This is a genomic window from Polynucleobacter sp. AP-Kaivos-20-H2 (assembly GCF_018882215.1).
Classification (GTDB): Bacteria; Pseudomonadota; Gammaproteobacteria; order Burkholderiales; family Burkholderiaceae; genus Polynucleobacter.
In genome coordinates this window covers 296715-320465 of record NZ_JACVOX010000001.1, presented here as the reverse complement: position 1 = coordinate 320465, position 23751 = coordinate 296715, and the positions used below count along the sequence as shown (strand labels likewise).

23 protein-coding genes are annotated in these 23751 nt (G+C 45.7%); 5 read left to right on the top strand and 18 right to left on the bottom strand.

The genetic code is table 11. The features are described from left to right. Nucleotides 1-15: 15 nt before the first annotated feature. Nucleotides 16-906 carry a phosphoserine phosphatase SerB gene (serB, locus tag ICE89_RS01590; RefSeq protein WP_216263191.1) on the top strand — a complete coding sequence of 297 codons (891 nt, stop codon included), beginning with the start codon at nt 16-18 and terminating at the stop codon, nt 904-906. 42 nt (nt 907-948) lie between these two features. On the opposite strand, the gene ICE89_RS01585 is transcribed toward serB, so the two are convergent. The 7 genes from ICE89_RS01585 to ICE89_RS01555 all read right to left on the bottom strand — a co-directional run bounded on the left by ICE89_RS01585 (nt 949) and on the right by ICE89_RS01555 (nt 8587). Next, nucleotides 949-2133 (bottom strand): acetyl-CoA C-acyltransferase family protein, encoded by a 1185-nt coding sequence (locus ICE89_RS01585; RefSeq protein WP_215360237.1) that lies wholly within the window; start codon nt 2131-2133, stop codon nt 949-951. A gap of 81 nt (nt 2134-2214) precedes the next feature. After that, nucleotides 2215-3573 (bottom strand): 30S ribosomal protein S12 methylthiotransferase RimO, encoded by a 1359-nt coding sequence (gene rimO, locus ICE89_RS01580; protein ID WP_216264404.1) that lies wholly within the window; start codon nt 3571-3573, stop codon nt 2215-2217. 2 nt (nt 3574-3575) lie between these two features. Then, on the bottom strand, nt 3576-4136 hold the full coding sequence (gene phaR / locus ICE89_RS01575; protein ID WP_216263189.1) for a polyhydroxyalkanoate synthesis repressor PhaR: 561 nt from the start codon (nt 4134-4136) through the stop codon (nt 3576-3578). A 128-nt stretch (nt 4137-4264) separates the two neighbouring features. Further along, on the bottom strand, nt 4265-5005 hold the full coding sequence (locus ICE89_RS01570; protein WP_216263188.1) for a 3-ketoacyl-ACP reductase: 741 nt from the start codon (nt 5003-5005) through the stop codon (nt 4265-4267). Nucleotides 5006-5037: 32 nt separating this feature from the next. Next, entirely contained in the window at nt 5038-6672 is a 1635-nt protein-coding gene (phaC, locus tag ICE89_RS01565; protein WP_216264403.1) for a class I poly(R)-hydroxyalkanoic acid synthase, read from the bottom strand. 116 nt (nt 6673-6788) lie between these two features. Further along, nucleotides 6789-7550, bottom strand: coding sequence for a peptidoglycan editing factor PgeF (gene pgeF, locus ICE89_RS01560; protein WP_216264402.1), 762 nt, complete (start codon nt 7548-7550; stop codon nt 6789-6791). After that, nucleotides 7550-8587 (bottom strand): RluA family pseudouridine synthase, encoded by a 1038-nt coding sequence (locus ICE89_RS01555; RefSeq protein ID WP_216264401.1) that lies wholly within the window; start codon nt 8585-8587, stop codon nt 7550-7552. The genes pgeF and ICE89_RS01555 overlap by 1 nt, the downstream gene beginning before the upstream one ends. A 20-nt stretch (nt 8588-8607) precedes the next feature. Between ICE89_RS01555 and ICE89_RS01550 the strand changes: the two genes are divergently transcribed. Next, nucleotides 8608-9495, top strand: coding sequence for an outer membrane protein assembly factor BamD (locus tag ICE89_RS01550; RefSeq protein WP_216264400.1), 888 nt, complete (start codon nt 8608-8610; stop codon nt 9493-9495). Nucleotides 9496-9567: 72 nt separating this feature from the next. On the opposite strand, the gene alr is transcribed toward ICE89_RS01550, so the two are convergent. After that, complete coding sequence (gene alr, locus ICE89_RS01545) at nt 9568-10659, bottom strand: alanine racemase (protein WP_216265000.1); 1092 nt, start codon at nt 10657-10659, stop codon at nt 9568-9570. A 74-nt stretch (nt 10660-10733) separates the two neighbouring features. Here alr and lplT point away from each other — a divergent pair, with 74 nt between their 5' ends. After that, nucleotides 10734-12053: a lysophospholipid transporter LplT gene (lplT, locus tag ICE89_RS01540; RefSeq protein WP_216264399.1), complete on the top strand. Its 1320-nt coding sequence runs from the start codon at nt 10734-10736 to the stop codon at nt 12051-12053. Between the two features lie 17 nt (nt 12054-12070). Here lplT and ICE89_RS01535 read toward each other — a convergent pair whose 3' ends face one another. From ICE89_RS01535 to scpA, 8 genes are read right to left on the bottom strand one after another with little or no spacing between them, the layout of a single operon-like run. Then, nucleotides 12071-12595 carry a hypothetical protein gene (locus tag ICE89_RS01535; protein WP_216263182.1) on the bottom strand — a complete coding sequence of 175 codons (525 nt, stop codon included), beginning with the start codon at nt 12593-12595 and terminating at the stop codon, nt 12071-12073. After that, nucleotides 12592-13122 carry a ribosomal protein S18-alanine N-acetyltransferase gene (gene rimI / locus ICE89_RS01530; RefSeq protein ID WP_216264398.1) on the bottom strand — a complete coding sequence of 177 codons (531 nt, stop codon included), beginning with the start codon at nt 13120-13122 and terminating at the stop codon, nt 12592-12594. Before rimI ends, ICE89_RS01535 begins: the two co-directional genes overlap by 4 nt. Then, nucleotides 13122-13826: a tRNA (adenosine(37)-N6)-threonylcarbamoyltransferase complex dimerization subunit type 1 TsaB gene (gene tsaB, locus ICE89_RS01525; RefSeq protein ID WP_216861930.1), complete on the bottom strand. Its 705-nt coding sequence runs from the start codon at nt 13824-13826 to the stop codon at nt 13122-13124. The genes rimI and tsaB overlap by 1 nt, the downstream gene beginning before the upstream one ends. A gap of 32 nt (nt 13827-13858) precedes the next feature. Beyond that, the gene (locus tag ICE89_RS01520) at nt 13859-14326 is read right to left on the bottom strand and encodes a VOC family protein (protein WP_216264998.1); all 468 of its coding nucleotides are present in this window, start codon (nt 14324-14326) and stop codon (nt 13859-13861) included. Nucleotides 14327-14340: 14 nt separating this feature from the next. Then, nucleotides 14341-16365 (bottom strand): acetyl-CoA carboxylase biotin carboxylase subunit, encoded by a 2025-nt coding sequence (gene accC, locus ICE89_RS01515; RefSeq protein ID WP_216264997.1) that lies wholly within the window; start codon nt 16363-16365, stop codon nt 14341-14343. A gap of 27 nt (nt 16366-16392) precedes the next feature. Then, nucleotides 16393-17925, bottom strand: coding sequence for an acyl-CoA carboxylase subunit beta (locus tag ICE89_RS01510; RefSeq protein WP_216264397.1), 1533 nt, complete (start codon nt 17923-17925; stop codon nt 16393-16395). 10 nt (nt 17926-17935) lie between these two features. Continuing rightward, entirely contained in the window at nt 17936-18961 is a 1026-nt protein-coding gene (meaB, locus tag ICE89_RS01505; protein WP_216264396.1) for a methylmalonyl Co-A mutase-associated GTPase MeaB, read from the bottom strand. Between the two features lie 14 nt (nt 18962-18975). Further along, nucleotides 18976-21150, bottom strand: coding sequence for a methylmalonyl-CoA mutase (gene scpA / locus ICE89_RS01500; RefSeq protein ID WP_216264395.1), 2175 nt, complete (start codon nt 21148-21150; stop codon nt 18976-18978). A gap of 96 nt (nt 21151-21246) precedes the next feature. Between scpA and ICE89_RS01495 the strand changes: the two genes are divergently transcribed. After that, on the top strand, nt 21247-21885 hold the full coding sequence (locus tag ICE89_RS01495) for a GntR family transcriptional regulator (RefSeq protein ID WP_216264394.1): 639 nt from the start codon (nt 21247-21249) through the stop codon (nt 21883-21885). Nucleotides 21886-21955: 70 nt separating this feature from the next. On the opposite strand, the gene ICE89_RS01490 is transcribed toward ICE89_RS01495, so the two are convergent. Continuing rightward, nucleotides 21956-22309 (bottom strand): cytochrome c, encoded by a 354-nt coding sequence (locus ICE89_RS01490; RefSeq protein WP_215322117.1) that lies wholly within the window; start codon nt 22307-22309, stop codon nt 21956-21958. 31 nt (nt 22310-22340) lie between these two features. After that, nucleotides 22341-22706: a cytochrome c gene (locus ICE89_RS01485; protein WP_216264393.1), complete on the bottom strand. Its 366-nt coding sequence runs from the start codon at nt 22704-22706 to the stop codon at nt 22341-22343. 163 nt (nt 22707-22869) lie between these two features. Here ICE89_RS01485 and ICE89_RS01480 point away from each other — a divergent pair, with 163 nt between their 5' ends. Further along, nucleotides 22870-23739: a MoxR family ATPase gene (locus ICE89_RS01480; protein ID WP_216264392.1), complete on the top strand. Its 870-nt coding sequence runs from the start codon at nt 22870-22872 to the stop codon at nt 23737-23739. The last annotated feature ends 12 nt before the right edge of the window (nt 23740-23751 follow it).

Here is a 23751-nt window from a genome sequence, read left to right as displayed (position 1 = left end):
CGATATTATTAAGCCATGCCTAATTACCAAGTTCTTGTTGCCCTGTCTAGAGAGCCTATTGCCGAGAAGCTGATCTTTTCATTAAAGGATCAAGTCTTAAAGCTGGGCATATCGTTACATTCTAACGGCGGTCAAATTAGCAATGGAAGCTACTACTCCGAGCGTTTTGAAGCAAGCGCCCATCTAGATACAACTCAACGGGAGCAACTGCGAACTATTGCAGCAAGCTTTAATATCGACCTCTGCTTTCTAAGGCCAGATCTATTGCCACAAGACATCTGCGTACTAGCAATGGATATGGATTCAACGTTGATTAATATTGAATGCATTGATGAAATTGCTGATTTCACAGGCAAGAAGTCCACTGTAGCTGAAATTACCGAAGCTACTATGCGTGGTGAAATCAAAGACTTTAAAGAAAGCCTAAGAAGGCGTGTTGCACTTTTAGAAGGCGTACATGCTAATGCACTTGAATCTGTTTATCGAGAGCGCTTACGACCCAACCCAGGAGCAGTAGAACTTTTAGCCGGGGCTCATGAACGGGGTTTGTACACCCTGCTTGTCTCAGGCGGGTTTACGTTCTTTACTGAAAAGTTACGCGAGCAATTAGGTTTTAAGCAAACGCAGGCGAATACGCTTGAAATCATCGATGGCAAGCTCACCGGCAAGGTTCTTGGCGACATTGTCGATGGTGCAGCGAAGGCCGCCCATCTAGACGAAGCTTGTGCTCGCCTTGGCTGCACAAAAGCGAATGCCATTACCATGGGTGATGGTGCCAACGATCTGATGATGATGAATGGCTCTGGCATCAGCGTTGCCTACAAAGCAAAGCCCGTTGTCAAAGAAAAAGCCGATGCGGCTTTTGACCGAGTCGGCTTAGATGCTGCTTTACTACTGATCTCTTAGGCTTGTACCCAAGAGATCGGGGTAATAGTTATGCGTCTATGTTTATAGACGCTCAAAAATAGTAGCGATACCTTGACCACCACCAATACACATTGTTACCAAAGCATATTTACCTTGAACGCGGTGTAACTCATGAATTGCCTTAGTAGCAATTGCTGCGCCAGAACAGCCAATTGGGTGACCCAAAGCGATTGCACCACCATTGACGTTAGTCTTAGCTGGATCCAAACCTAAGCCCTTGGTAACCGCTAAAGCTTGTGCTGCGAAGGCTTCATTAGATTCAATGACATCCATTTGATCTAGTTTCAAGCCAGCACGTTCAAGCGCAATTTTGGTTGCAGGAATTGGGCCTTCACCCATGATGTGGTTTGGAACACCAGCAACTGCATAAGACACCAAGCGAGCGATAGGCTTATGACCGGCTTTCTTTGCTGTTTCAGCATCCGCCAATACAAAGAATGCGGCACCATCATTAATGCCTGATGCATTACCAGCCGTTACGGAACCACCCTCTTTTTTGAACACTGCCTTCATCTTGGCAAGCGTTTCCATCGTAGTTTCAGGCTTCACATGCTCATCGGTATCAAACACTACATCACCCTTACGAGTTTTAATAGTGATTGGCACGATCTGAGATTTAAAGCGACCTTCTTTAATTGCATTGGCTGCACGACGATGAGACTCAACGGCCAGAGCATCTTGCTCATCACGTGTTAACTTCCATTTTTCAACGAGATTTTCTGCTGTAACGCCCATATGACCAACACCAAATGGGTCAGTCAAAATACCAACCATCAAGTCGATCATTTTGGTATCGCCCATGCGTGCACCACTGCGCATCGCTGGAGAGCCATACATGCCGCGGGACATTACTTCCACGCCACCGCCAATGCCATAGTCACAATCGCCCAACATAATTTGCTGTGCGGTTGTAACAATTGCTTGCAAGCCAGAGCTGCACAAACGATTTAATGCCATTGCCACTGATTCCATTGGCAGGCCAGCCTGGATCGATGCGACACGAGCGACATAGCCATAGCGACTATCTGTAGGAATAGTGTTACCCACAGTGATGTAATTAATCAAAGCAGGATCTACGCCTGAACGTGCTACCGCCTCTTTCATCACGATACCGCCGAGCTCGGAAGGCTCAAAACTACTGAGAGCGCCGTTAAAGGTACCAATTGCGGAACGAACTGCACTTAAGACAACGACATCACGACTCATATCAATCCCCTTTGCTAAGCCCAATTATTAGGCTGACTTTGTACTAAATAAGTAATCCAACTATCAGTTTTATTGCATTCGTCAAGTTTCGGCTATTAGGTCATGCCCTTGGGAGCTAATTACAGTAGCCTTGATGATTTCACCGGCACGATAGCGCTTAGAGGGCTTGCTGGGAGGTAAAACCCTCACTAGACCATCAATTTCTGGGGCATCACCAATGGTTCTGCCAATACCGCCAGACTCATCTACCCGATCAATAATGACCTGCATGCGCTTGCCTATTTTTTTAGCAAGTCGCTTGATAGAGATATCTTCTGCTTTAGCCATAAACCTGGCGCGCCGCTCTTCCCTAATTTCAGAGGGAATTGGGTTATCCAATTGGTTTGCAGTAGCTCCTTCAACAGGTGAATAGGCAAAACAACCGGCACGATCAATTTGCGCCTCATCCAAGAAATTGAGAAGATGTTCAAACTCTTCTTCAGTCTCTCCCGGGAAGCCTGCAATAAAGGTGCTGCGAATAACTAAATCAGGACAAGCTTCGCGCCACGCTAAGATGCGCTCCAAATTCTTCTCACCACTCGCAGGACGCTTCATGCGCTTGAGAACATCTGGATGCGAATGCTGCAATGGAATATCTAAATACGGAAGTACACCATAACCATGCTCCGAGAACTCGGCCATCAATGGCAAGACATCGTCCACATGTGGGTAAGGATAAACATAATGCAATCGCACCCAAGCCTGATGCTCGCGAGCAATTTGATTTAAAGCATTTACCAAATCAAACATTTTCGTTTTGACTGGTTTGCCATCCCAAAAGCCAGTGCGATATTGAATATCAACACCATAAGCACTTGTATCCTGTGAAACAACTAGCAACTCTTTTACGCCAGACTCAAACAATCTTTTAGCTTCAAGCAACACTTCACCAATCGGCCGTGAAACTAAATCACCACGCATATTAGGAATGATGCAGAAAGTACAGCGATGGTTACAGCCTTCACTAATTTTGAGATAGGCGTAATGCTTTGGCGTTAGTTTGACGCCAGCTGGGGGCACTAAATCTGTGAATGGATCATGCGGCTTAGGTAGATGCAAATGAATGGCTTGCATTACCTCGTCGGTAGCATGAGGCCCTGTAACGGCGAGGACTTTTGGGTGAATACTCGAGATAAGATCACTACCATCGGCATTTTTTCTGGCACCTAAACAACCAGTCACAATCACTTTGCCATTTTCAGCAAGGGCCTCGCCAATAGCAGAAAGGCTTTCTTCCACCGCAGAGTCGATAAAGCCACAGGTATTCACAACTACAAGATCGGCGCCAGAGTAATCCTTGGCGGTCTCATACCCTTCGGCACTCAATTGCGTCAGGATAAGTTCAGAGTCTACAAGCGCCTTAGGGCACCCTAAGGATACAAATCCAATTTTCCCAGCCACAACTATTCTTTTTCAGCTTTATTGGACTGAGGAGTAAATGGAAAATTTCCAAAGATATTCTGTGAGCCCTGTACCTGCTCTTGCATTTTGATAAAGAGATCTTTGCTTTGCTCCATGTAGTTACCCATCAAACCTTGCATAAGAGGGTTTTGGAGATTCATCATTTGTGACCAAGCCTCTGGCGTACTGCCAGCACCAAGACCTTTTGTTTGATCACCAAGCTTATTGTGGATATCTACAAACGATTGCATAGTCTTTTCAAGATAATTTCCCATCAAACCTTGCATGGAGTTTCCATAAAAGCGAATGATTTGAGAAAGCATTTGTGAAGAGAACACTGGTGCGCCACCAGCCTCTTCCTCAAGAATGATTTGCAGCAAGATGTTGCGCGTTAAATCTTCTTCAGTTTTAGCATCGACCACTTTAAATACTTCATTGGCCATAACTAAGTTTTTGATGTCAGATAGCGTGACATATGTACTTGTCTGGGTATCGTAGAGACGACGATTCGGATACTTCTTGATGAGCCGATCTTCGCCAGCTCGTTTAGCGCGGGTAACCATGTATTTTCCTTACTATTTACTGCATCGCAACATCAACGTAGTTTAGCCTTAAGTTGACCAAAAGGTAAATACGCTGTGTTGCGTACTGCGCATACTACAAATACTGAATTAATTGTTGCAGTGCAATATTAACCAGTGTGGATACCGCCGTTTAAGGAGAAGTCTGCACCAGTAGCATAGCCACCATCTTCAGAAGCTATCCAGCAACAGATAGAGGCAATCTCTTCGGGGGTGCCTAAACGCTTGACTGGAATGCCAGAAACAATCTTTTCAAGTACATCCTCCCGAATGGCTTTAACCATATCGGTGCCGATATAACCAGGAGATACTGTATTTACAGTAACGCCCTTGGTAGCAACTTCTTGAGCTAGGGCCATTGTGAAGCCATGAAGACCTGCTTTTGCAGTTGAATAGTTCGCCTGGCCAAACTGGCCTTTTTGACCGTTTACAGAAGAAATATTAATAATCCGGCCCCAGTTGTTTTCAACCATGCCATCAATCACTTGTTTGGTAACGTTAAACAAGGAGTTCAGATTAGTGTCAATCACGGCTTTCCAGGCGTCTGGAGTCATTTTGCGGAAAACGCTGTCACGGGTAATGCCGGCGTTATTAACCAATACGTCTACACGACCCACTTCAGCCTTGACCTTTTCAAAGGCAGCGACCGTACTATCCCAATCGGAAACATTACCTTCGGAAGCAATAAAGTCATAGCCCAACACCTTTTGTTCGCCAATCCAGCGATCTTTACGCGGAGAATTTGGACCGCAGCCTGCAATCACTTTGAAGCCATCTTTAGCCAGACGTTGACAGATAGCGGTACCAATACCACCCATACCACCAGTTACATATGCGACTTTTTGAGACATTAGTTTCCCCTTTTTAAAACCTTCGTTAATTATTAATTGAGTTCTGGCGTTGCTTTTTCTTTTACATACACACCAGGTGCTGCTTCCATTTTTTTGTACTTAGTATTTCCAAAAGTAGTACTTGCTGGTTTCTTCTCACCACCAAATTGCACAAGCCATTTGGTGTAATCAGGCCACCAGCTTCCTGGAATTTGCTTTGCACCCTCTAACCACTCATTTGCAGTTGGCGCAATCTTTTTGTTTTCAAAGTAATAGCGCTTATTTTTTGCCGGAGGGTTAATCACCCCCGCAATGTGTCCAGATGCGCCCAATACAAAGTGATTTTTACCCTTGAGCAGATGGGTTGATTCATAAGCGGATTGCCACGGAACAATATGATCTTCTTGCGATGCATAAATGTATGCGGGGCAATTGATTTTTCCGAGATCCACTTTTTCACCGCAAATTTTTACTTTGCCAGGCTTGACTAAATCATTTTGCAAATAAGTGTGGCGCAGATACCAGCAGTACATTGCACCAGGAAGATTAGTGGAGTCACCATTCCAATACAGTAAATCAAACGGGGGTGGTGAGTTGCCTTTGAGATAGTTTTCCACTACGTAGTTCCATACCAAATCATTGGGTCGCAAGAATGAAAAAGTATTGCCTAAATCAAGGCCTGACATCATGCCGTACTTGCCTCCTTTACCGCCTATAGAGTTCTCACGCATCTCCACCGAGCCTTCGTCGATAAAGACATCGAGAATTCCGGTATCTGTGAAATCCAATAAGGTGGTTAAGAGTGTCAAGCTGGCCGCTGGGTGCTCGTTACGAGCTGCCAGCACGGCTAATGCAGAGCTGGTTAAGGTCCCGCCAACGCAGAACCCTAAGATATTAATTTGCTTGGTATCGCCAATTTCTTTTACGACGTCAATTGCTTTAATAACGCCCTTACCTACGTAATCATCCCAACTCACTTTAGCCATGGAAGCATCTGGGTTCTTCCAGGAAACCAAGAACACGGTATGACCTTGGCTCACCATATGGCGCACTACAGAGTTATCAGGCTGTAAATCGAGAATGTAATACTTATTGATGCATGGTGGCACCATTAAATAAGGGCGTTCAAATACTTGTTCTGTTAATGGTGTGTATTGAATTAACTCGAATAATTCATTACGAAAGACCACATGACCTTCTGTAGTGGCAATATTTTTGCCCACTTCAAAAGCAGATTCATCTGTTTGAGAGACCTTACCTTTTTTCATATCTCCCAACAAATTCACAATCCCTTTTTGAATGGATTGTCCTTGGGAGCTAATAATGCTTTCCAATACTTCTGGATTAGTAGCGATGAAGTTTGATGGCGATAAAGCATCAATCATTTGCTCAGTCGTAAAGAGGATTTTCTGCTTTGACTTTTCGTCAGTCTCAACTGCTTTTGCTAACTCCATGAGATGCTTGGAATTCAGCAAATAAGTAGCAGCAATCACTTTGCTCCACGAAGAGTGCCAAGCCTTCCCTGCAAAACGGCGATCTTTGACTTCAATCGCCTCAGGGTTAGTTGCAATGTGTGCCAACTCCGTGAAATATTCTTTCTGGATTTCAGATAAGCGCTCTGGCGGAATTAGCGCCATATGATGCGGCGCCAAAGATGGTGTTGCACCGGTATTCATGCCTGCAAACATAGTAGTCTCTTCAATGAATTAGAGACATTCTCCGCCCTTAAGCACTATAGAGTTATACGCAATAACCCTAGCTTGGTGCAGAGGCTAGTACTAACCCGCATGCTTTTGTGCACAAGCTATTTTTCAATCCAGATAGCTGAGGCAAATCTTCCAGTCTCGCCATCGCGACGATAAGAAAAAAAATGGTGCCGGTCTCGAACAGTGCAATAGTCGCCACCGAAAATCATTCTTACGCCACAAGCCTCTAAACGTGCTCGTGCCAACAGGTAGATATCTGCCAGAAACTTTCCAGGTTTATGGGATATTTCTGTGAATGCATTCGTTGGCACAGGAAATCCAGAGTCTTGAAACGACTTCACAACATCCTCCCCAACCTCAAATGATTCAGGTCCAATTGCTGGCCCTAACCAAGCCATGAAGTCTGCCGCAGTGGATCCGTCAGAAATTTTGAGCAACTCAGCAATCGTATTTTCCAGAATTCCAGCGCACAGCCCCCTCCAGCCAGCATGTGCCGCACCAACTGTAGTGCCTTTGGAGTTAGTAAATAACACTGGCAGGCAATCTGCCGTCATGATCACCAAAACCTCTTCATGAACATTAGTGACCGAGGCATCAGCCTCAATTGCCAGCCCCCGGTTTAAGTCTCGACTTTCTGGAGTACTTACTGTTGTTTGGTGAGTCTGCTTTAACCAGATAGGCTCACCTGGCATCTTTTTAGTAAAAATAGCTCTATTAACTAAAACAGCCTCAGCCCGGTCACCCACATGATCGCCCAGATTTAGGGAATCATATGGTGCTTGACTTACCCCGCCTAACCTTGTGCTTACTGCTGTACGCACCGACTTTGGGGCGGGCCATTGAGGCGCAACCAAACTCATCAGCGCGCCTCATTTTCAATAGAGGCCAACACGACAGATTCTTTCGGAAGAGCTTCGTCACTCATTCCAACTTGCGGTAATAAGTCCAATAAATCCTGTGGTGGCAAGCGGAACCAAGTCATTAATTCATGCTTCACTGGATGTTGAAGACTTAAAGCAAAGGCATGTAAAGCCTGGCGATTAAATGAAAGATTTTTAGCTGCGCCCGGAACCTTTTTGCGGTAGACCGGGTCGCCCACCAATGGAAAACCGAGTGATTCTAGATGAACACGAATCTGATGCGTACGCCCTGTTTCCAATCGACACTCCAGCAATGCGACAGCAGACTCTCCAACTAATCCCTTGGCCAAGCGTCGAAATAAAGTAGCTGCCGGTTTTCCTTGTAGACTGCCTGCGGCCATCTTGAGGCGATCTCGCTGATCACGCCCAACCGAAGCCAGAACTTTGCCTTGACTTGGGGCATCACCCCACACCCAAGCCAAATAGCGACGTCCCACCGTTCTTTCTTGAAGTTGACGTACTAGGGAAGTTTGGGCTTGGGAAGTTCTTGCCACAACCATCAGTCCTGAAGTGTCCTTATCCAGGCGATGCACTATTCCCGCCCTGGGAAGTGACTTGAGCTCGGGATAATGAAATAAAAGGCCATTTAACAGGGTTCCGGACCAATTTCCCGCCGCTGGATGTACCACGAGGCCAGGCGGCTTATTGACCACAATGATGTCCTCATCCTCGTAGACCACATCCAGGGAAATATCTTCAGGGTTGAAGGCAAACTGCTCGGGCATTTCCTGTGGAAAGACCTTAACGCTCTCGCCGCCATGGAGCAAATAACGGGCTTTAGTAACCTTTCCGTCGACCATAACCGCCCCAGCCTCAACCCAAGCTTTAAGGCGATTACGTGAATAATCAGGCAAAGACCCTGCTAGCACCTTGTCCAAGCGCTCACCAGCCATCTCCAAAGAGATATCTAGGGAGATGAAATCCTCATCATCGATATAATCAATGGGATTCGATTCAGGAGTTTGCGGCAATGCCACGCTTAGAGAGCCTTTCAGTTATGTCCGACGTAATATCAGACGCCAGTTTAAGGCTTGCTGGGAATTCTTCCTCACAAAAAAAGAGCTTCCATTTATACGGCACTCCTTTTGCCTTGCTTTTAGCCTTGATGTTGGCATTAATACTTTTAGGTGGATGCGCAGGTAGCGATGGCAGTAAAGATGACACAGATATCTGGTCAGAAGCAAAACTCTATTCTGAAGCCACTGACAAACTCAATGATGCTGACTTTGCTAAGTGCGGCAAGTACTTTGAAAAATTAGAGGCGCGCTTTCCTTTCGGACCCTATTCACAACAAGCACAAATTAATGCCGCTTATTGTTATTGGAAAGCACAAGAGCAAACTCAAGCACTGGTTGCAATTGATCGCTTTATTAAATTACATCAAGGTAGTCCGAGTCTTGATTACGCCTATTACTTAAAAGGTCTTATTACTTTTAATGATGACTTGGGATGGCTTGGTAAGTTCACTGGCCAGGATCTCAGTGAGCGCGATCCTAAAGCCGCAAAGGAAGCCTTTGAGTCATTCAAGGTAGTAGTGGAACGCTTCCCGAATAGTAAGTACGCTCCAGATGCATTAGATCGTATGCGCTATATCGTGAATTCTCTTGCTGAGGCAGATGTTATCGTTGCCCGCTTTTACTATCAGCGTGGCGCCTATCTGGCCGCAGCCAATCGTGCCCAACTAGTTATTCGTGATTATGATCGTGCACCTGCCGTTGAAGAGGCTCTCTACATTCTCACCAAGTCTTATGAGAAGCTTGGCATGGTTGATCTCAGCAATGATGCCGCTCGCGTTTTCAAATTGAATTTCCCTGACAGTCAAATGATGATTACCGGCCAACGTGTTCAGAAAGAACGCAGATGGTGGCAGTTCTGGAATAAATAAGATTGTTTCAATCTCAAAAAAAATCCTCCGCTGTGGAGGATTTTTTTATTACTGGCTTGGCATTTTCTTTATCTACTGGATCTCAACAGGAACCCTAGGCGCCACAGCACAAAGCAATTCATAACCTATCGTGCCACTCATTTGTGCCACATCATCTACTGGAACTTTGTCACCCCAGAGTTGAACAACGCTACCGATGCCTGCATTTGGCGCATTGCTTAAATCAATCGCCAGCATGTCCATAGAGACTCTTCCGGCTAGCGGGCAAGTCACACCGTGATCACCGTGACTAACCCACACTGGAGTACCGTCTTTTGCGTGCCGAGGATAGCCATCGGCATAGCCACAGGCCACAATGCCGATACGCATTGCATTAGGCGCTTCATAACGACCGCCATAACCAATGCGATCACCTTTTTGAAGTTCTTGAATATCAATAATTTCACTATGAAGTTGCATGACTGCCCTGAGATTGGCATGCTCAATATCAGCATGCAGTCCTGTTGGTGATGCGCCATAGAGCATGATGCCTGGGCGCACCCAATCTCCTAAGGCGTTACGATGCCACAAAATAGCTGCAGAGTTTGCTAGTGATGTTGCACCTTCTAATCCAGCAATCGTTTCATTAAATAACTCTTGTTGAGCTCCAACTGAAGGTAAATGATCTACTTGATCCGCATTGGCAAAATGGGTCATGTGATGCATGTGATAACCAGCTGCATGCAAGCGATGAAAAGCAGTTCGATATATTTCAGGCTTAAATCCCAAGCGATTCATGCCGGTATTCATCTTTAGAAAGACACTTAAAGGCTTATGGTTTTTACCTTTAAATCGCTCCAGCCAATCTACTTGAGCATCACAGTGGACCACGAGGTCGCATGCTAAAGCTTCCGCTTGGCTTAGCTCATTTTCATGAAATAAACCTTCTAAAAGGAGGATGCGCCCCTGCCAGCCGTGCTCCCTTAGCCAAGTGGCGTCCTGTATATCCAACAAGGCAAAGCCATCCGTAGAGGAAAGCCCCTTTAGTGCAGCTTCAAAACAATGGCCATAAGCTCGGGCTTTAATGACAGACCAAATTTTGGATTCTGGCGCCAATTCCCGAACTCGGTTTAAATTATGCTGAAAGGCGGCAGTATTAATAGATGCCAAAATTGGCCTATTAATCAGGCCGTTAGCTGAATCACCCATTTTCACCCCTCCTTTCATGCTTTAATTGCAGTAATGACTAGATTGTACGAATGAACCGTAGCTTTTACATCATTATGGCGGCGCAATTTTTTTCGTCGCTTGCCGATAATGCTCTCCTAATTGCCGCTATTGCGCTCTTGGCCCAGCTTCAAGCTCCGGCCTGGATGACGCCGCTGCTCAAATTGTTCTTCGTATTGTCCTATGTTCTTCTGGCAGCCTTTGTTGGAGCCTTTGCAGACTCCCGCCCCAAGGGCAATGTCATGTTCATCACTAATACCATCAAGTTTGTTGGATGCGTGACTATGTTATTTGGTAGCCACCCTTTGATGGCCTACGCCATCGTTGGTCTGGGTGCAGCCGCCTACTCACCAGCTAAATATGGAATTCTGACCGAACTTCTGCCCCCTGAAAAATTAGTTGCTGCCAATGGCTGGATCGAAGGATTAACAGTAGGCTCAATCATTTTGGGCACCGTTTTAGGTGGCGTACTGATTAGCAGTACCGTATCTCAAAGCCTTTTAGCCCTGGACATGCCTGCATTTGATACTGGCATTGATACGCCAGCAGAGTCCGCAATTCTGATCATCATGATGATTTATGTCATTGCCGCCCTAATCAACTTAAAGATTCCTGATACTGGCGCTCGATATGTTTCACAGAAAACTAATCCAATTGAATTGGTTAAAGACTTTGCCATCTGTTTTAAGACTCTCTGGGATGATCGCTTAGGTCAAATTTCTCTAGCGGTCACAACCTTATTTTGGGGCGCTGGAGCGACTTTGCAATTTATCGTCATCAAATGGGCGCAAGTGGCTTTACATATGAACCTTTCACAGGGCGCCATTTTGCAAGCTATTTCAGCTGTAGGTGTTGCTGGTGGCGCTGTTTATGCGGCTTGGCGTATACCGCTTCGCAAATCCTTAAACGTATTGCCCTATGGCATTGCTATGGGTCTGGTGGTCTGCGTCATGGCAGTCTATAACTCAGATATGCTTCCCAGTGTAAGCATCCTTACAGTGGGTAAGTTTCAGATATCCCTGAACTTATTGCCTGCTTATTTTTTATTAATTCTAGTAGGTTGGTTGGCCGGTTACTTTGTAGTGCCAATGAATGCCTTGTTGCAACATCGTGGCCACGTTTTAATGTCTGCAGGTCACTCCATTGCAGTACAGAACTTTAACGAGAACATTTCTGTTTTAGTGATGTTGTTAGTTTATTCTCTGCTGATCTGGCTGGATATACCAGTTCAATTTGTAATCATCGGATTTGGTTTGATTGTTAGCCTAATTATGTGGCTAGTGATTAAACGCCACGCCAGGAATCAAGCGGAGTACGACTCCATGCATCTGATCGGCGAACACAAGCAATAGGCTTGCTTACGCTCATATCAACTATTTTGCAGAACAGATCTCGCTAACAACAAATCCTGCCACAGCAACGCTTTATCACCTGATTTTGCAAGCACTTGATTGAGCTCAAAAGAAGCAATCACCGGAATCTCTTCCTCATTACCAGTATTTAAAGCCAAAACTGTTTCGCGCAACTGCGGCAATGGATCTCTTTCACCAGTGATTTTTTGAGTAGTGGGTCCGCCGAAGGCAATTGCTATAACAGGCATTTCAGGAGCGCTCAACTGACTCAGACTCTGACCTGGATTTTTCCAAGCCCACTCATTTTTAGCCAACCCTAAAACACGAATCATATTTTGGAACAAGATTTGAGCATCGCCCTGTGGTTCGTTACCAAAAAACCACCACATTCCATAGCTAGTTCTTGGAGTTGATTGTGCAACTTCAGGAGAAGCTTGAGCATTGGTCTGCTCGGTTGCTGAGCCTGTCGCTTGCTCGACATCCCGAGAAGTCCATTCGGTGATGCCCATTTCTTTTAAGAAGGCTGAATGTGTATTGGTCATGGCTCTAGCTTAATCGATTTAGCCATTACAAGCGCATCTTCACGAGATCCAGTCTCTGGATTAGCTGGGTAGTAGTTTTTACGAACACCGATTTGTTCGTAACCCAATTTTTGATAGAGCGTTACCGCAGCTGCATTAGTTGGCCTTACCTCCAGGATGATACGAGGCATTTTTTGCTGGGCGGCCACACCCTCAATCGCAGCCATCATTCGTTGGCCTAGCCCAAGCTTGCGCAAATTGGGCGACACCGTAATATTTAGAAGATGTAATTCATCTACCGCAGGAAATAGGATGCAGTAAGCCCAAAGCACTGCTGGATCCAAATAACTACCCTTCACCATTTGGTCTACCTGCGGCCGAATGCAATATGCCCAATGTCCTGCCGCTAAAGAATCAGAAAAATTACCTTTTGTCCAAGGGTGAATATGCGAGACAGACTCAATCCTGAGAACTTCATCCAAGTCTGCTGCTTGCATTGGCATGAACGAGAGCTCTGCAACCCCTTCCCCAGGGGAGCTATCGGACATTACCTCATCCCCCCTTCACGCTCTGCAGTGGTAAATGCCACTTTATTTCGCACATACATAGGCTCAAGAAGTCGAACATCTTCCTGCAAACCTTCTTTAAACGATTGTTTGGCGCATTCTAAGACACCCAATGCAGAGATTGAGATCTCGACATCCTTTGAGCCATCAAATATCGGCATACGACTGCTGTAAGCATTCAAAGCGCTACCCGCTATGAGTTGCACGCCATCAAAGTTAAGCTCTTCAGGTTTTGTAAGGTGGATATCGCCCATGCGTTTTGGTAATTGAGTGGCTTGAGACTCATAGTTCGCCCAATAAATCTCTTCCATGCGTGCATCAACGGCAATCATGAAGCGTTGAGGCTTGGTTTTTTTGTATATGTCAGTAGTTGTGATTTGCGCAGCTATTGCATCTAAGCTACATACGGATATCACTGGCAGATTATTTGAAATAGCCAGGCCTTGAACTGCAGCTACACCCAATCTAACTCCCGTGAATGCGCCTGGTCCAATACCAACGGCAATAGCATCAAGATCTTTTAAAGACAGTTTTGCATTAGCTAGTAGCGACTCAACCCAGGGCAATAGGAGTTGGCTGGCACCCGCTGAAACAGCTTCATGCCTGAACTCTGGTGCTTTATCACCTAAAGATAAAGCCACCGAACACCACGCTGAAGAGGTATCGATGGCCAATATATTTGCCAATTTAAATCCTATTTGCTAATTACAAAGCCAAATTATGAACTCAATCCTGCAATCACTTCGGGAGGCGCTTGAACCAGCTCAATGAGCACCCCTTCACCGCTAATCGGGAACTCGTCATTCCCCTTGGGATGGACAAAGGTGATGTCGTAGCCAGCAGCACCCTTGCGGATACCACCTGGAGCGAATCGCAAGCCATTAGCTGAAAGCCACTCGACCGCTTTAGGCAAGTCATCCACCCATAAACCAATATGATTTAAAGGCGTTTGGTGTACGGCCGGTTTCTTTTCGATATTAAATGGCTTCATTAGATCAACCTCAATCTCATGGGCACCAGAACCAATTGCACAGATGTCCTCATCAACGTTTTCACGTTCAGAGACAAAAGTGCTTTTGTATTCAAATCCGAGCATATCAACCCACAACTTCTTAAGTCGATCTTTATTTTCGGCGCCTATAGCGATTTGCTGAATACCTAAAATCTTAAATGGCTTAGTGCTCATAGTCATTTACCTGCTTATTCAAAGCGAATAATTAATTGATCCACCGCCAAGCTATCGCCCTCTTTAGCGCAGATTTCAGCAACCACACCATCTTGCATGGCAGATAGTGTATTTTCCATCTTCATCGCTTCAATCGAGGCCAGCTTCTGACCTGCTGTGACCGATTCACCTGCCTTGACAGCAATTTTTGTGAGCAACCCTGGCATTGGCGACATCACTAATTTAGAAGTATCTGGCGGCAACTTGACAGGCATGCGACGTTGTAACTCTGCACCCAATGGGCTCAGAACCATACATTCGTAATGAGCTCCGTCAAGAATTAACAGATACTTAACGCCACGACGCTCTACTTGTGCAGTGATTTTGTGCGTACCGTTAATGGTTGCGTGTAGACAAATCTGCCCAGGACGCCAGTCACTCACAATGTCATAACGACTCACATCATCCGTCTCATCGATGTAGACAGAATAGATGCCGTCTTTGAGTTCAACGCGAATAGGCACTTCATACGGATCATTCATGGAGCCGGTTTTTTTGCCAGTAACCACTACAAATTTCTTGGCAATGATCATTTCATGGCCAGCTAATTGACCATCAATCATCTTGATATGCTCAAGATAGCGATAGCGCATAAAAGCAGCCAATGCTGCCAAACGCTTAGGATCAGCGGGCTGTACAGAATCCTTTTTAAAGCCCTCTGGATACTCTTCAGCGATAAAGCCAGTTGTAAAGTCGCCATTTACAAAGCGAGGATGTTGCAATAAGGCCGCTTGAAATGGGATATTGGAATGAATGCCGCGAATCACAAAATCATTCAATGCTGCGCGCATCTTTTCAATTGCTTCTGTACGATCCTTGCCGTGAACAATCAATTTAGCAATCATTGAGTCGTAGTACATCGGAATTTCACCGCCCTCATACACGCCAGTATCAACGCGCACGCCATTAATAGACTCTGGCGGACGGTACTTCACTAGACGGCCAGTTGAAGGCAGGAAATTACGAAATGGATCATCGGCGTTGATACGGCACTCCATAGACCAACCATCCAACTTCACATCTTCTTGCTTGAATGCCAACTTCTCACCAGCGGCTACCCGAATCATCTGCTCGACCAAATCAAGGCCAGTAATGCTTTCGGTCACTGGATGCTCAACCTGCAAACGGGTATTCATTTCTAGGAAATAGAAGGACTTATCTTTACCAACCACAAACTCCACTGTGCCGGCGGATTGGTAGTTCACAGCCTTTGCTAATGCAACCGCTTGTTCGCCCATCGCTTTTCGAGTCGCCGGATCGATAAAAGGCGAAGGCGCTTCTTCAATGACTTTTTGATGACGGCGCTGAATGGAGCAATCACGCTCATTAAGATAAACCACATTGCCAAAGGAGTCGCCTAAAACCTGAATCTCAATATGACGTGGGCCCTCTACAAACTTTTCAATAAAGATACGGTCATCGCCAAAGCTATTCATCGCTTCCGTTTTGCAAGCTGCAAAACCTTCGGCAGCTTCTTTATCATTAAATGCAACGCGCAAGCCCTTACCACCACCGCCTGCTGAAGCTTTAATCATGACGGGATAGCCAATACCTTGAGCAATTTTGACCGCTTCTTCAGTGGTGTCAATCGCCTCGTTATAACCAGGAATAGTATTTACCTTGGCTTCTAAAGCAAGCTTCTTGGATGCGATCTTGTCACCCATAGCGGCGATGGATTGATGCTTAGGGCCAATAAAGACAATGCCTTCTTCCTCGCAACGCTTAGCAAACTGCTCGTTCTCAGATAAGAAGCCGTAGCCTGGATGAACCGCTTCAGCGCCGGTATCTTTGCAGGCTTGGATAATTCGGTCCATTACTAAGTAGGATTCACGCGAAGGTGCTGGTCCGATGCAAACCGCTTCATCAGCCAGTTGTACGTGACGCGCCTCTTTATCGGCTTCAGAATAAACAGCGACAGTCTTGATGCCCATCTTTTTAGCGGTCATTATTACACGGCAAGCAATCTCGCCGCGGTTAGCAATCAGTATTTTCTTAAACATTTTCGTAGTCATAATTTGTCAGCGCCTTTACAGAGGGATATTGCCGTGTTTACGCGCAGGATTCTTCAAGTCTTTGTCTTTGAGCATTGCTAGTGAACGAGCAATCCGTTTACGGGTCTCGTGCGGGAGAATGACGTCATCGATGTAACCGCGACGACCTGCTACAAAAGGGTTAGCAAACTTCGACTTGTACTCAGCTTCACGTGCAGTGATTTTTTCTGGGTCTGCTTTCTCTTCACGGAAAATAATCTCAACAGCGCCCTTAGGGCCCATCACGGCAATCTCTGCTGAAGGCCAGGCAAAGTTCACGTCACCACGTAAATGCTTAGAAGCCATCACGTCATAGGCGCCACCGTAAGCTTTACGAGTAATTAAAGTTACCTTAGGCACAGTGCAATCAGCGTACGCATAGAGCAATTTCGCACCATGCTTAATAATGCCGCCGTATTCTTGTGCCGTGCCAGGCATAAAGCCAGGAACGTCAACCAAAGTTACTACCGGAATATTGAAGGCATCGCAGAAGCGCACGAAACGCGCAGCTTTGATGGATGCCTTGATATCTAAACAACCAGCCAGAATCAGTGGTTGATTAGCAACAATACCAATCGAACGGCCTTCGATACGAGCAAAGCCAATTACGATGTTTTTTGCGTAGTCAGGCTGTAATTCAAAGAATTCACCATCGTCCACGATCTTCTCAATCAACTCTTTCATATCGTAAGGTTGATTGGGATTGGATGGCACTAAGGTGTCTAATGAAAAATCAGGCTCTTCAGTTCGGTTTGCACCTTTGATCAAAGGTGGTTTCTCACGGTTTGAGAGCGGTAAGTAGTTAAAGAAACGACGCAGCATCATGATCGCATCAACATCATTATCGAAAGCCAAATCGCAAACACCAGATACTGTTGAGTGAGTCACTGCACCACCTAATTCTTCGGCGGTAACATCTTCATGAGTAACAGTCTTCACTACTTCAGGGCCCGTCACAAACATGTAAGAACTATCTTTGACCATGAAAATGAAGTCGGTCAAGGCCGGGGAATACACAGCACCACCAGCTGAAGGCCCCATGATCAAGGAAATTTGCGGGATTACGCCGGATGCAGTTACATTGCGCTGGAAGATTTCTGCATAGCCACCAAGTGAGGCAACACCTTCTTGAATACGCGCACCGCCAGAGTCATTCAGGCCGATTACAGGAGCACCTACCTTGAGCGCTTGATCCATGATCTTGCAAATCTTTTCTGCATGAGCCTCTGATAAGGAGCCACCTAAAACGGTGAAGTCCTGAGAGAAAACAAATACGAGGCGACCATTAATCATTCCATAACCAGTGACAACGCCATCGCCAGGAACGGTTTGATCAGCCATGCCAAAATCATGACAACGGTGCTCAACAAACATATCCCACTCTTCGAATGTGCCCGCATCAAGCAAAAGTTCAATACGCTCACGAGCGGTTAATTTGCCCTTCGCATGTTGAGCCTGGATGCGCTTTTGCCCGCCACCCAATCGAGCAAGCTCACGCTTAGCTTCGAGTTGTTGAATGATTTCCTTCATTTCCTGCTCCTTAGAAAAATTCATGCCCCATGGCTTCCAGTAGTCGTCTTGCCGCTACTGAAGCTGCCATAGTTCCTTGGTTTACTTGTGCTGCCAAGCTTGGTAGAAGCGCTTGAACAGCTTCATTGCTACGAAATGCATTTTTTAATCCTGCATCGATGCGATCCCACATCCATGCACCTGATTGCTCTTTGCGACGAGAGTCAAATTTCCCATTGGCTTTTTGGAGAGATTCAAAATGAGATACCTTTTCCCATAACTCCGGAACGCCGTTACCTTCTAAAGCACTTAAGGTCATGACTTGTGGGTGCCAAAATTCTTTGTCATGGGATGCGTGATCCGGATTGCCTTGAAAGCCGAGCAGTCGTAAGGAGCTGGTGATAAATAACTGAGCGCGCATTGCAGCATCAGGATCAATGTCTACTTTATTGATGACGATCAGATCAGCGATTTCCATCACACCCTTTTTAATCGCTTGCAGATCATCGCCAGCATTGGGGAGTTGCATTAGCAGGAACATGTCTGTCATACCCGCAACTGCAATCTCACTCTGCCCTACGCCAACTGTTTCAACAATAATCACGTCAAAACCTGCAGCTTCTGCAACCAACATGGCTTCACGCGTCTTCTCTGCAACACCACCCAGCGTACAAGACGATGGACTTGGGCGAATAAAGGCGTGCTCCAGAACGGATAGACGCTCCATACGGGTCTTATCACCCAAAATAGAGCCGCCAGAGATGCTGGAAGAAGGATCAATCGCCAATACAGCAACTCGATGACCTTTATCGATAAGGTAAAGGCCCAAAGTCTCAATCAAGGTCGACTTACCAACGCCTGGAACGCCTGAAATTCCCAGACGAAATGATTTACCTGTTTTTGGCAATAAAGAATTCAGTACCTCATCGGCGCGATGACGGTGATCTAGGCGAGTTGATTCAAGCAGCGTAATGATCTTCGCTAATGCACGTCGCTGTTTAAGCGATGGCGCACCAGTGAGATCATTCACTAGGGCTTGATCAGCGGCTTCGAGCATGCCTATGGCCCGTACTAAGCTGGTTTAACAGACTTGCGGATTTGCTCGAGCACATCCTTAGCCGAAGCCGGAATTGGAGTACCTGGACCGTAAATACCTTTAACGCCTGCCTCATAAAGGAACTCGTAATCTTGCCTTGGAATCACGCCACCAACGAATACGATGATGTCGTCGGAGCCCTGCCTCTTCAGTTCAGCAATGATGGCTGGCACCAAGGTCTTATGGCCAGCCGCTAAGGTGGAGACACCCAATGCATGGACGTCATTCTCAATCGCTTGGCGAGCACACTCTTCTGGAGTTTGAAATAAAGGTCCGATATCCACGTCAAATCCCAAGTCAGCATAAGCCGTAGCAACCACCTTTGCACCGCGGTCATGACCATCTTGACCCAACTTAGCAATCATCACACGTGGACGACGGCCAAAGTCTTTTGCAAAGTCAGCAATTTCAGTTTGGAGTTTTGCCCAGCCTTCGGCTGAGTCATAAGCAGCTGCATACACACCGGTCACCTTTTGAGTATCGGCGCGATGGCGCCCGTAAACTTTTTCCAATGCATCAGAGACTTCACCAACAGTTGCTCGTAAACGAATTGCATTTACAGATAACTCCAACAAGTTTCCAGAGTTATCTTCAGCAGCCTTAGTTAATGCCTCTAACGCAGCCTCTACCTTTTTGGAGTCACGCTTAGCCTTAATTTCCTTGAGGCGCGCAACCTGACCCTCGCGAACTTTATCGTTGTCGATCATCAATACATCAACGAGATCTTCTTTGCCAAGCTTGTATTTATTTACGCCAACGATCACGTCAGAACCAGAGTCAATCTTGGCTTGTTTCTCAGCAGCAGCAGCTTCAATTTTGAGTTTGGCCCAACCACTCTCTACGGCCTTGGTCATGCCGCCCATGGCTTCTACTTCTTGAATAATTTCCCAGGCCTTGTCAGCCATCTCTTGAGTGAGGTTTTCCATCATGTAGGAGCCTGCCCATGGATCGATGACGCTTGGAATATGCGTCTCTTCTTGAAGGATCAACTGAGTATTACGCGCAATACGGCTGGAGAACTCGGAAGGCAAGGCAATCGCTTCATCCAATGAGTTGGTATGCAATGACTGCGTGCCACCAAATACTGCTGCCATCGCCTCTACCGTAGTTCTTACTACGTTGTTGTATGGATCTTGTTCAGTTAAAGACCAGCCGGATGTTTGGCAGTGTGTACGCAACATCAATGACTTCGGATTCTTTGGCTCGAAGGACTTCATAATGCGCCACCACAACAAACGGGCGGCACGCAACTTGGCCACTTCAAGATAGAAATTCATACCAATAGCAAAGAAGAAAGAGAGACGACCTGCAAAACCATCTACGTCCAACCCTTTAGCTAGCGCTGTTTTTACATATTCTTTACCATCAGCCAAGGTGAAAGCCAATTCCAACACTTGGTTAGCGCCAGCTTCTTGCATGTGATAACCCGAAATAGAAATCGAGTTGAACTTCGGCATATGCTTAGCGGTGTACTCAATAATGTCGCCAATAATACGAATCGAAGGCTCCGGTGGATAAATGTATGTGTTGCGCACCATGAACTCTTTCAGAATGTCATTCTGAATCGTTCCGGATAATTGCTCCTGCTTCACGCCTTGCTCTTCACCAGCAACAATATATCCAGCCAGAACCGGCAATACAGCACCGTTCATCGTCATCGAAACAGATACCTTGTCCAATGGAATGCCATCGAACAAGATTTTCATATCTTCTACAGAGTCAATAGCAACACCGGCCTTACCAACGTCACCGGTAACACGTGGATGATCAGAGTCGTAACCACGATGAGTGGCTAAGTCAAAAGCAACGGATACGCCTTGACCACCCGCATCTAGCGCCTTGCGATAAAACGCATTGGATTCTTCTGCAGTTGAAAATCCAGCGTACTGACGAATGGTCCAAGGACGAACAGAGTACATCGTCGCTTGTGGACCGCGAACAAATGGTTCAAATCCTGGCAATGTATCGGTGTAATTAAGACCTTCTACATCCGATGATGTGTATAAAGCTTTTAAATGAATTCCATCCGGAGTTTTCCAACCCAAGGAATCTACATCACCATTAGGTGCAGATTTTTGCGCTGACTTTTTCCAGGCCTCTAAATTAGCGTCTGGAAATGATGGCCATGAACTGTTTTCTTTAGAACTCACAAAAACTCCCGGTTAATTTTTGCTGCATTGCATCGAAATATCCTTACATTCTGCTTGACTATTTCTCATTTGTCTAGCTATCATGTATTCATAATTATGAATACAAAACTGAATAATAGGCCCTTATACGAAGATGTTGCCGACCGTCTTCGGGAGCAGATATTTAGCAAACAATTGACCCCCGGAAGCTGGTTAGATGAGCAATCTCTCGCAGATCAGTTTGGGATTAGTCGCACCCCTATGCGCGAAGCAATCAAGGTTTTAGCCTCTGAAGGCCTTGTAACCATCAAGATGCGTCGTGGCGCTTATGTAACTGAGGTGGCTAGAAAAGATCTAGAGCAAATCTTCACGATTCTCTCCCTTTTAGAGGGTCAAGCCGCTAAGGAAACAGCGATTAAAGCGACTGAAGATGAATTAAATATGCTGGATCACCTACACCACCGCTTAGAAAAAGCAGCTGCTGACCGGGATATTGAGCAATTTTTTGAGATAAATGGCAAATTTCATGAGCTAATTCAAGAAATTGCAGGCAATAAATGGATGAATGGAGTGATTGCTGATCTACGTAAAGTACTCAAATTACATCGTAGAGACTCATTAACCAGCACCGGTAGACTGCAAAACTCTTTAGTTGAGCACCGAGAAATCCTTCGAGCACTTCTCAAGCGAGATGAGCAAGCTGCTGAAGCGGTGATGCGTAAACACCTTGCCCAAGGGCTAGAAGCGTTAAGATAAAACCCATAAAAATTAAAGGCTTAGAAAGATATTCTAAGCCTTTAATTTAAGTAGCCTGAGCTAGCAGGATTTACTTTTTAATAACAAAATTTCCTGGCAAGCTGGAAACATAAGCGGCGATATCCTGCATATCAGCATCACTAAAGGCTTGTACTTGTGAGCCCATGATGGCGTTATTACGACCATACTGAGGATTGCCATTGCCTACTTTGTACGCTTTCAAGGCGTAATACAAGTAATCAGAATACTGGCCAGCTAACTTTGGATAAACAGGCAAGATTGGGGCATTGAGTCCAGCGCCATGGCAAGAGGCGCAATTAGCCTTCTCTACCAATGCTTGACCTTTATCTACGTTTGCAGCATTTGCTACGTTTACCAAACCAATGCTGGAGAGTAAAACTGCTGTAATAAGTGCGAATTTCATAAAAGTATCTCTATGTATCTTTATCAATGAATTACTTCAATGGGTTGTTCGGTGAGCTAGGGGTTTGTGCTGCATAGTATTCGCCAATATCGGCCATATCTTGGTCTGACAAGCTAGCAGCAATCGCACGCATCGTTGGATGCTTGCGCTCACCTTTTTTGTACTCTGACAAAGCGGTAGCAATGTAAGCACCGTTTTGACCGCCCAACATAGGCACTTTATATACCAATGGGTAATCAGCACGGTAATCAGGAATGGAGTGGCAACCAACACAAAGCCAAACCTTAGCGTTACCAGCAGCTGCAGTACCCTTAACTTCATCAGCCTGAGCACCAGAACCTGCAAAAGCTAGAGTTGCAGCAACGGCCAAATGAGGAAGAAATGTGAGTTTTTTCATAGAAATCATTTTTAATGAGTTTGATTTGGATCAATTTGGAGAGAGTATAGCGGACAGATGCCTTTCCCGTCATTTTAGAGGCCAAAAACACTAGAAACACTGAAAAATTTCCCTCATTTACCTATACTTGAAAGCTTAATCCAGTCCTTATTTAGGTATGTCCATGAGCAAATCCACTTCGCCCTCCCCAAGTCGCTTTGCTGGTAGCCAAAGCTATGTCGCCACTGATGATCTGAAATTGGCTGTGAATGCGTCCATTGCTCTGCAGCGTCCCCTCCTCATTAAAGGTGAGCCTGGCACTGGGAAAACCATGCTCGCTGAAGAAGTGGCTGCTGCCCTCAACATGCCACTATTGCAATGGCATATCAAATCAACCACAAAGGCTCAGCAGGGTCTTTATGAATACGATGCCGTAAGCCGTTTGCGCGACTCCCAATTGGGCGATGAAAAAGTAAACGATATTCGGAACTACATTATCAAAGGTGTTTTATGGCAAGCATTTGAAGCAGACGAGCCGACTGTATTGCTCATTGATGAAATCGATAAAGCGGATATTGAGTTTCCGAATGACTTATTACGCGAAATTGATCGCATGGAGTTTTATGTCTATGAAACTCGTGAATTGATTAAGGCTAAACATCGCCCGCTCGTCATCATTACTTCAAACAATGAAAAAGAATTACCCGATGCTTTCTTACGTCGCTGCTTCTTTCATTACATCACCTTCCCGGACGCCAATACGATGAAAAGCATCGTGGATGTGCACCACCCCAATATCAAACAGGATCTTTTGGATGCCGCCCTCAAGGCCTTCTACCAGATACGCTCGTTGCCGGGCTTAAAGAAGAAGCCCTCTACATCTGAATTAATCGACTGGCTCAAGCTCTTATTGGCGGAGGATATCCCACCTGAAGCGCTGCACAGCAGCGATGAAAAGATTGTCGTACCACCATTGCACGGGGCTTTACTTAAGAATGAACAAGATATTCATCTATTTGAACGCTTGGTCATGATGAATCGCAATCATCGCTAACTTGTTAGCTAG

What these genes read in the sequence shown, in the direction of transcription:
- phaR (WP_216263189.1), bottom strand. Translation starts at nt 4,136, where the DNA reads ATGGTTACCCGCGCTAAACGAGCTGGCGAAGATCGGCTCATCAAGAAG.
- ICE89_RS01585 (WP_215360237.1), bottom strand. Translation starts at nt 2,133, where the DNA reads ATGAGTCGTGATGTCGTTGTCTTAAGTGCAGTTCGTTCCGCAATTGGT.
- pgeF (WP_216264402.1), bottom strand. Translation starts at nt 7,550, where the DNA reads ATGAGTTTGGTTGCGCCTCAATGGCCCGCCCCAAAGTCGGTGCGTACA.
- ICE89_RS01535 (WP_216263182.1), bottom strand. Translation starts at nt 12,595, where the DNA reads ATGACCAATACACATTCAGCCTTCTTAAAAGAAATGGGCATCACCGAA.
- rimI (WP_216264398.1), bottom strand. Translation starts at nt 13,122, where the DNA reads ATGTCCGATAGCTCCCCTGGGGAAGGGGTTGCAGAGCTCTCGTTCATG.
- ICE89_RS01510 (WP_216264397.1), bottom strand. Translation starts at nt 17,925, where the DNA reads ATGAAGGAAATCATTCAACAACTCGAAGCTAAGCGTGAGCTTGCTCGA.
- lplT (WP_216264399.1), top strand. Translation starts at nt 10,734, where the DNA reads ATGAACCGTAGCTTTTACATCATTATGGCGGCGCAATTTTTTTCGTCG.
- ICE89_RS01550 (WP_216264400.1), top strand. Translation starts at nt 8,608, where the DNA reads ATGTCCGACGTAATATCAGACGCCAGTTTAAGGCTTGCTGGGAATTCT.
- ICE89_RS01570 (WP_216263188.1), bottom strand. Translation starts at nt 5,005, where the DNA reads ATGTCTCAAAAAGTCGCATATGTAACTGGTGGTATGGGTGGTATTGGT.
- phaC (WP_216264403.1), bottom strand. Translation starts at nt 6,672, where the DNA reads ATGTTTGCAGGCATGAATACCGGTGCAACACCATCTTTGGCGCCGCAT.
- ICE89_RS01495 (WP_216264394.1), top strand. Translation starts at nt 21,247, where the DNA reads ATGAATACAAAACTGAATAATAGGCCCTTATACGAAGATGTTGCCGAC.
- meaB (WP_216264396.1), bottom strand. Translation starts at nt 18,961, where the DNA reads ATGCTCGAAGCCGCTGATCAAGCCCTAGTGAATGATCTCACTGGTGCG.
- accC (WP_216264997.1), bottom strand. Translation starts at nt 16,365, where the DNA reads ATGTTTAAGAAAATACTGATTGCTAACCGCGGCGAGATTGCTTGCCGT.
- ICE89_RS01520 (WP_216264998.1), bottom strand. Translation starts at nt 14,326, where the DNA reads ATGAGCACTAAGCCATTTAAGATTTTAGGTATTCAGCAAATCGCTATA.
- ICE89_RS01490 (WP_215322117.1), bottom strand. Translation starts at nt 22,309, where the DNA reads ATGAAATTCGCACTTATTACAGCAGTTTTACTCTCCAGCATTGGTTTG.
- ICE89_RS01480 (WP_216264392.1), top strand. Translation starts at nt 22,870, where the DNA reads ATGAGCAAATCCACTTCGCCCTCCCCAAGTCGCTTTGCTGGTAGCCAA.
- ICE89_RS01485 (WP_216264393.1), bottom strand. Translation starts at nt 22,706, where the DNA reads ATGAAAAAACTCACATTTCTTCCTCATTTGGCCGTTGCTGCAACTCTA.
- serB (WP_216263191.1), top strand. Translation starts at nt 16, where the DNA reads ATGCCTAATTACCAAGTTCTTGTTGCCCTGTCTAGAGAGCCTATTGCC.